The sequence below is a fragment of the Monashia sp. HAY1-5C genome, assembly GCF_056755255.1.
Map to the genome: position 1 here is coordinate 1 of NZ_JBPGXG010000177.1, position 7,979 is coordinate 7,979.

Here is a 7,979-nt window from a genome sequence, read left to right on the forward strand (position 1 = left end):
ACGCGGTGATGAGGAGCACCCCCACCCAGATCTGTCCACGCGGGAAGAACGCGAGGGCTCCCACGCAGACCCCGACCGTTCCGACGATCGTGACGACGTCCGGGCTGATGCCGAGCCGGAGGAAGAGGTGGGCGATCGGACCGAGGACCTTGGTCAGCGACGCGCGCAGGAGTCTGTTGAGCATGGTGGTGACAGCGTACTGACCGCCGCTCAGCCCTCGGGCCAGGCGGCGACGAGGCGCGCGCGCGTCTCCTCGAGCAGCACGGGCAGGGCCTTGGTCTGGGCCACGATCGGCAGGAAGTTCGAGTCGCCGCTCCACCGCGGCACGACGTGCTGGTGCAGGTGCGCCGCGACCCCGGCCCCGGCCACCGCACCCTGGTTCATGCCGAGGTTGAACCCGTGCGGGCCCGACGCGGCCTCGAGCGCGCGCACGGCCTGCTTGGTCAGCGCCGTGAACTCGTGCGTCTCCTCGTCGGTGAGGTCGACGTAGAGGGAGACGTGCCGGTACGGGCAGACGAGGACGTGGCCGGGGTTGTAGGGAAAGAGGTTCATGACGACGTAGCAGCTCCGGCCGCGGTGCACGACGAGGCCCTCGGCGTCGGGCTTGCCCGGCGCCGCGCAGAAGGGGCAGTCGGTGCCGGCCTCGTCGGTCGGCCGGTCGCCCAGGATGTAGGCCATCCGGTGCGGGGTCCACAGCCGTTCGAAGCCGTCGTCGACGCGGGCGAAGTCCTCGGCCGGCTCGGGCGCGCTCCCCTGCTCCGTCATGGATGTCGATCCTAGGACTGCGGGGTTGCCGGACGTCAGCGGCCCTGCGGTCTCACACACCGCAGGGCCTGCGACCATTGAATCGTCTCGGTCGGGCAGGCAGAAATCGACACGCCTCGTCCGGTCCGATGCCGGACGGACGCCGGTTCGAGCGCAGGACCGACGCAGATCAGCCCCGCGGGTGTGAGAGCCGCGGGGCCGAGGTGCGAACAGTCTCGGCCACGAGCCGGAGCCGCGCAAGGAGTCGAGGCGACCAGGTCCGGCTGTGCGCGGGCCCGGCGCGCGACGGCGCCGGACCCGCGAGCGGTCGACGTCAGCCGAGCGTGACGGCGTAGACCTCGAAGCGGTCGTCGCCCGGCAGCGTGACCGACTGCAGCTGCCTGCTCGGGTCGGCGGCCACCGTCGCGCCGAAGAGCTGCACCGGCGGCCCGTCGACGCCTGAGCCCCCCTTGATCCGGTGGTCCATCGCGATGGCGACCTGGTTGCCGTTGTGCCCACTGCCGGCAGCCCAGTCGGTGAGGGAGATGGGCACCGACTGCACCGTGCCGTCGGTGTAGGCGAGGCGCAGAGCGGTCGAGACGTCGCCGTTGTGCGTCGCCCCGACGACGTGGACCGCGCTCCGGCTCGCCGCGGGCACGAGGATCGTCTGTCCCCGGGCCTCGACGAAGTTCGGCGTCGTGCCCGAGGTCACCGGCGCGGCGTACGTGACGCCGTTCCAGTCCCACGTGGCACCCGTCGGCAGCAGGGCGGCGTCGTAGCTCCAGCCGCTGCCGTCGAAGTTGCCCTCGCTCGGCGCGGACACCGTCGCCGTGCCGTCGTGGTTGCGGGCCTGCCCGAGGTCGACGGCGCAGCCGGCGGCACCGGGCACGCACTCGAGAGCCTCCTGCAGCTGCACCGTGACGACCTTCGTCACCGGGTCGACGCCCGGCGCCGAGGCGGTGACCCGGACCTCGTGGGTCCCGACGCCGAGGCCGGCGGGCAGCGTCACCGTCACGGGCACCGACGCGCTGGCCGGGACGCCGTCGCTGTGCAGCACGGCGGCAGCGTCACCGCTGCCGCCGACCGCGGCCGACCAGCCCTGGGGCGTCGCGACGTCGACGTGCACGGGCAGGCTCTTGGGCGCCTGTCCGACGAGGTCGACCGAGAGGCGGGCCTGCCGGGCGCCGGTGGGCACGACGACCGGGTTCGGGCGCGCCGTCATCGACAGCGACAGGCGCGGGTCGCGTCCGGCCCGCACGGCCGAGGGCGGCACGTCCGCGGGCGTGGTGCCCCACCGGCTCGGCGTCGTGCCGACCGTGTGGGCGATGGTGCCGCCGCGGCGCAGGGCGTCCCAGCCGACCCAGCTCTTCGTGCTCTTCGTCCCGTTGACCGTGAGGGTCTGGACGTAGCGGTCGGCGTCGGAGACGCCGGGCGCCGTGATGGTGAGGCGGCCGCCCTGACCGGTACCCACCGTCGCCGGAGAGGCGACGTCGATGTCGACGCGCTCGAACTGCGGCGAGCTGACGACGAAGTAGTCGGCCCCGCTCATCGTCGGGTAGAGCCCCCAGGACGAGAAGACGTACCAGGCGCTCATCGTGCCGAGGTCGTCGTTGCCGGTCATGCCGTCGGCCCCGTCGGTGAAGAGCGTGAACGCGGCACGGGCCACGGTTGCGATCTTCGCCGGCTGCTGGACCCACGCGTAGAGGTACGGCGCGAGCAGGTCGGGCTCGTTGTTCGGGTTGTACGTCGGCTTGCTGTAGTAGGCGTACGTCGCCTCGATCCAGTCGGTGCGCGCGGTGCCGGCCGGGTCGGTGAGCAGCTTGTCGTAGGCGAAGAAGTCGTCGAGGCGCTTCTCCGTGGCTGCGCGTCCGCCCATCAGCTCCACCAGGCCGGCGGGGTCCTGCGGGGCCAGCCACTGGTACTGGTAGGAGCCGCCTTCGTGGAAGGCGTGCGAGGCCTCGACCGGGTCGTACGGGTCGAGCCAGGTGCCGTCGCTCATCCGCGGGCGGAAGGTCTGCGTGCCGGCGTCCCAGAGGTTCTTGTACCAGCCGCTGCGCTCGGTGAGCATCGACGCGTCCGCCGCGTGCCCGAGGGCCTTGGCCATGATGGCGAGCGACGCGTCGGCCGCGGCGTACTCCATGGTGGCCGACGCCGGGTGGGCGCAGTCGTTGTCGCCACCGTGCGACACGCAGTCGGTGCCGACGCGGAGGCCGAACGGGATGTAGCCGAGCTTCTCGTACCAGTGCTGCCCGGAGCGTCCGTTGTACTGGCTGTCGGCCGGCGGCCGCTCGGTCGCGTTCTGCCTGAGCAGGGCGTACGCCTGCTCCTCGTACCCGGCGAGAAAGCCCTTGCTCCAGCCCTCGACGAGGAACGGCGTCACCGGGTCACCGGTCATGATGTTCGTCTCGCTGTTGACGAGGGCCCAGCGCGGCAGCCAGCCACCCTCGCGGCCGATGGCCAGCAGCGACAGGTAGGAGTCACGGGCGACGTCAGGCGCGAGCACCTCGAGCAGCTGGTTCTGTGGCCGGTAGGTGTCCCACAGTGAGAAGTTCTGGCGAGGGGTGTAGCCGTCGGCGACGTGCGTCCTGCCGTCCCAGCCGTGGTACGTCCCATCTACGTCGGAGGCCAGGTTCGGGTGCATGAGCGAGTGGTAGAGCGCCGTGTAGTAGGCCGTGCGCCGTTCGTCGGATCCGCCTGTGACCCGGGCGTGCTCGAGCTGCTGCTCCCACCGCTGGGTGAGGGCGGCGCGCGTCGCGTCGAAGTCGAACCCGTCGCCGGTCTCCTTCGAGAGGTTGGCGCGGGCGCCCTCGGGGCCGGTGTAGCTGAGGCCCACCTTCATCGTCACCGACGTCGTGCCGGTCGGGAAGGTGACCGCGGCGCCGTTGCCGCCGCCCGTGGTGGACGTGTCGCGGCGACCGTTCGTCAGCGTCGAGCCGCTCCACGTGCCGAACGACGAGAACGGCCGGTCGAACTCGGCGCGGAACCACACCGTGTGCTCGTCCTTGCCGGCGCAGAAGTTGCCGTCGTGGATGCGGCCCTCGACGACGCGGTCGCCCACGACGTGCACCTCGGAGTCGAAGACGCGCATGTTGGCCTTGCCGGTGTTGAGCAGCACGTTGGCGGCCTTGCCGGATGGGAAGGTGAACCGCTGCCAGCCGGTCCTGTCGGTCGCCGTCAGCTCGGCCTGCACGCCATAGGTCGGCAGCCCGACGCGGTAGTAGCCGGGGCTCGCCTCCTCGTCGGCGTGGGAGTACGCGGACGCGTAGCGCGCGGCGTCGACGGTCGTGATCGCGCCTGTCGTGGGCATGACGGGCAGCTCGCCGACGACCGGGCACCCGACGCCGGACAGGTGCGTCTGGCTGAAGCCGTAGATCGACGTCTGCGAGTAGTCGTAGCCGCCCTCTCCCCCGGTGTCCGGGCTGACCTGGACCATGCCGAACGGCGCACTGGCGCCGGGGAACGTGTTCCCGTTGTCCTGCGTGCCGATGAACGGGTTGACGGACCCGACGAGGGTCTGGCCGGCCGCCGCAGCTGCCGCCGCCGTCGGCGGTGCGCCCGAGGGCAGCACCGGTCCGAGGACCATGGCGGCGAGGACGACGGTGCCGAGCGATCTGAGCACGATGCGCATGAGAGCGTTCCTTCACGGGGCGACGGCGGTGTCTCGCCCGAGACTCGTGTCGTGCGTCCCGTGTGGCAACCCGTGACCACTGCCCTGTCCGAAGTCGACACGACATCGGACAGGACAGTGGTCCGCGGCTCAGCGCATCCCGTCGCGGTCAGACCTGCGCGCGGCTCTCGATCGCGGCCAGCACCTCGGCGATCGCGTCGTCCACCGGCACCCCGTTCTTCTGGGACCCGTCGCGGTAGCGGAAGGACACGGCTCCTGCGGCCCGGTCCTCCTCGCCGGCGATGAGCGTGAAGGGGACCTTCGACTTGCTCGCGTTGCGGATCTTCTTGGGGAAGCGGTCGTCGCTGGCGTCGAGCTCGACGCGGACTCCCTTGCGGCGCATGCGGTCCAGTACCTCGCCGAGGTAGTCGGCGTAGTCCTCGGCCACCGGTACGCCGAGCACCTGCACGGGCGCGAGCCACACGGGGAACGCACCGGCGTAGTGCTCGACGAGGACGCCGAGGAACCGCTCGATCGAGCCGAACTTGGCCGAGTGGATCATCACCGGCTGCTGGCGCGACCCGTCGGCCGCCTGGTACTCGAGGCCGAAGCGCGCCGGTTGGTTGAAGTCGTACTGGATCGTCGACATCTGCCAGGTGCGGCCGATGGCGTCGCGGGCCTGCACGGAGATCTTCGGGCCGTAGAACGCGGCACCGCCCGGGTCGGCCACGAGCTCGAGCCCGGACTCGGTGGCCACCCTCTCGAGGACGGCCGTCGCCTCCTCCCACTGCTCGTCGCTGCCGATGAACTTGGCCGACTTCTCGCCCTCGGTGTCGCGGGTCGACAGCTCGAGGTAGAAGTCGTCGAGGCCGAAGTCGCGGAAGAGTCCCAGGCAGAAGTCGAGGAGGTGCTTGATCTCCGCTGGTGCCTGCTCGGGCGTGACGTACGAGTGGGAGTCGTCCTGGGTCAGGCCGCGGACGCGGGTCAGGCCGTGCACGACCCCCGACTTCTCGTAGCGGTAGACGCCCCCGAACTCGAACAGGCGCAGCGGCAGCTCGCGGTAGGACCGGCCGCGTGACTTGAAGATGAGGTTGTGCATGGGACAGCTCATGGCCTTGAGCTGGTACTTCGCGCCCTCGAGCTCCATCGGCGGGAACATCGTGTCGGCGTAGTAGGGCAGGTGCCCCGAGGTGTGGAAGAGCCCGTCCTTGGAGATGTGCGGCGTGCCGACGTAGGCGAAGCCCTCCTCGACGTGCCGGCGCCGCACGTAGTCCTCCATCTCGCGCTTGATGACGCCGCCCTTCGGGTGGAACACGACGAGACCGGACCCGAGCTCGTCCGGGAAGGAGAAGAGGTCCATCTCGGCACCGATGCGGCGGTGGTCCCGGCGCTCGGCCTCGGCGAGCCGGTCGAGGTAGGCCTTGAGATCGTCCTTGGTCGGCCAGGCCGTGCCGTAGATGCGCTGCAGCTGCGGGTTCTTCTCCGACCCGCGCCAGTACGCGGCCGCGGAGCGCATCAGCTTGAAGGCGTTGCCGATGACCTTGGTGCTGGGCAGGTGCGGGCCGCGACAGAGGTCGCCCCAGGCGCGGGTGCCGTCCCGACGGATGTTGTCGTAGATCGTCAGCTCGCCGCCCCCGACCTCGACGCCGGCGCCCTCGGCCGCGTCCTCGGCGTTGCCGCCCTTGAGCCCGACCAGCTCGCACTTGTACGGCTCGTCCGCGAGCTCCTCGAGGGCGTCGGCGTCGGTGACGACCCGGCGTGCGAAGGTCTGGCCCTCGTTGATGATCTTCTGCATGACCTTCTCGAGGGCCTTGAGGTCATCGGGATGGAACGGGGTGTCGACGTCGAAGTCGTAGTAGAACCCGTCGCGGATGGGCGGGCCGATGCCGAGCTTGGCGTCGGCCCGGACCTGCTGCACGGCCTGCGCCAGCACGTGGGCGGTGGAGTGGCGCAGCACGGCGAGCCCGTCCTCGCTGTCGACCGGGACCGGCTCGACGACGTCGCCGTCGGCGAGCACGTGGAAGAGGTCGCGCAGCTGGCCGTTGACGCGGGCGACGACGACGGAGCGGTCGCCCTCGAAGAGGTCACCCGCCGTCGTCTGCTCCGCGACCGTTCGCTCGCTCCCGGCGACGGTGACGGTGATCTGTGCAGACACGGTGCGTGCTCCTTCTCGTGCGCGATCCGACCGTCGCCGGCCGGATCGCCTCGTGTTCCCTGGGTGGACGCCGTTTGGGTCACGGCGCGATCAAGGGTATCGATGACCCATGCGGACCAGCGACACGGTTCTCGACAGGCCCCGGCCCCACGACCGTGGGTCCGCCCCAGCGCGCCGGCGGTGGCCACGTCCGGCCCGTCGGGCCCTCGCGCTCACGGTCGTCGCCACGACGACGCTGGCGGCCGGATGCGGCGCCCCGCCGCCGGCCAGCGGCCCGGGCCCGCTCCGTCCGGCATCGTCGTCCGACCCGGCACCGAGCTCTTCGCCCGCCACGTCCCGCCCGACGGCATCGGACTCCGGTCCGGGGGTCGCCTCCCACCAGCTGCCGCGGGGCGGGCGCACCCTGTTCCCGACCTACCGCCTCGTCGGCTACGTCGGACATCCGGGGGCCCCCGCCCTCGGACGTCTCGGCATCGGCGACCTCGACGCCCGGGCGCAGGAGGCGGCGTCCGTCGCCGACCGGTTCGCGGCAGGTCGCCGGGCCCTGCCCGTCCTCGAGCTCATCAGCACGATGGTGTCTGCCGACCCCGGGGCCGACGACCTCTACCGCACCCGGACGTCCGACGCCGTCATCGCCCGGTACCTCGCGGCGGCCCGCAAGGTGCGCGGCATCCTGCTCCTCGGCATCCAGCCCGGCCGCGCCGACTTCCTCGACGAGGTGCGGCACTACGCGCGGTGGCTCGCCGAGCCCGACGTCGGGGTCGCGCTCGACCCCGAGTGGGCGATGGGTCCGCGCGAGGTGCCGATGCGCACCTTCGGCCACACGACGGGCCGTGAGATCGACGCCGTCGCCGCCTACCTGTCGCAGGTGGTCACCGCGCACGACCTTCCGGACAAGGCGCTCGTCTTCCACCAGCTCGCGCCCCGGATCGTCCGGTCGGAGAACGACATCCGGGCTCACCGGGGCGTCGCCGTCGTCAAGTCGGTCGACGGCATCGGCGACCCGGACCTCAAGCGGGGCACGTACCGAGAGCTCACGGCTCGGTTGCCGCGCACCGTCCACGCCGGGTTCAAGCTCTTCTACGACGAGGACCGCAGGTCCGGACCGCTGATGACCGCGAAGCAGGTCCTCGCGCTGCGGCCGCAGCCGGAGTACGTCCTGTACGAGTGAGGTCGCGCCGCCCCGGCCGCCACCACGCCTCACCAGGTGTTGCGCACCACCGCGTGATCGACGTCGCCGGTGGCCGACTCCAGCACCGAGAGCGTCGAGTCGTCCTCGAACGCCGTGCGCAGCCGGACCGTCGAGGGCAGGCGCACGGGCTTGCGGAACCACACGCTGCTCGTCAGCCCCGACCGCGGAAGCCTGGGCCCGAGGGAGGCCAGCGTCCTGGCGTACGAGTACATCCCGTGCGCGATCGCGGTCGGGAAACCGAGCGGCCTGGCCATGAGCGCGTGCACGTGGATCGGGTTCCA

The 7,979-nt window shown here is 71.5% G+C and carries 5 protein-coding genes and 1 pseudogene; 1 reads left to right on the plus strand and 5 read right to left on the minus strand.

The genetic code is table 11. The features are described from left to right. The 4 genes and pseudogenes from ACR9ZK_RS19575 to thrS form a co-directional block, all read right to left on the minus strand. Window positions 1-184, minus strand: a pseudogene (locus ACR9ZK_RS19575) (phosphatidylinositol phosphate synthase); the annotation flags it as partial. 26 nt (window positions 185-210) lie between these two features. Further along, complete coding sequence (locus ACR9ZK_RS19580) at window positions 211-765, minus strand: HIT family protein (RefSeq protein ID WP_481343641.1); 555 nt, start codon at window positions 763-765, stop codon at window positions 211-213. Window positions 766-1,078: 313 nt separating this feature from the next. Beyond that, window positions 1,079-4,372, minus strand: coding sequence for a GH92 family glycosyl hydrolase (locus tag ACR9ZK_RS19585; RefSeq protein WP_481343642.1), 3,294 nt, complete (start codon window positions 4,370-4,372; stop codon window positions 1,079-1,081). Window positions 4,373-4,520: 148 nt separating this feature from the next. Beyond that, on the minus strand, window positions 4,521-6,506 hold the full coding sequence (gene thrS, locus ACR9ZK_RS19590; protein ID WP_481343643.1) for a threonine--tRNA ligase: 1,986 nt from the start codon (window positions 6,504-6,506) through the stop codon (window positions 4,521-4,523). Window positions 6,507-6,615: 109 nt separating this feature from the next. On the opposite strand from thrS, the gene ACR9ZK_RS19595 reads away from it, so the two are divergent. Then, window positions 6,616-7,677, plus strand: a complete 1,062-nt coding sequence (locus ACR9ZK_RS19595; RefSeq protein ID WP_481343644.1) for a hypothetical protein — start codon at window positions 6,616-6,618, stop codon at window positions 7,675-7,677. A gap of 29 nt (window positions 7,678-7,706) precedes the next feature. Here ACR9ZK_RS19595 and ACR9ZK_RS19600 read toward each other — a convergent pair. Then, on the minus strand, window positions 7,707-7,979 hold a 273-nt coding region (locus ACR9ZK_RS19600), incomplete at its 5' end, for a MaoC/PaaZ C-terminal domain-containing protein (RefSeq protein WP_481343645.1).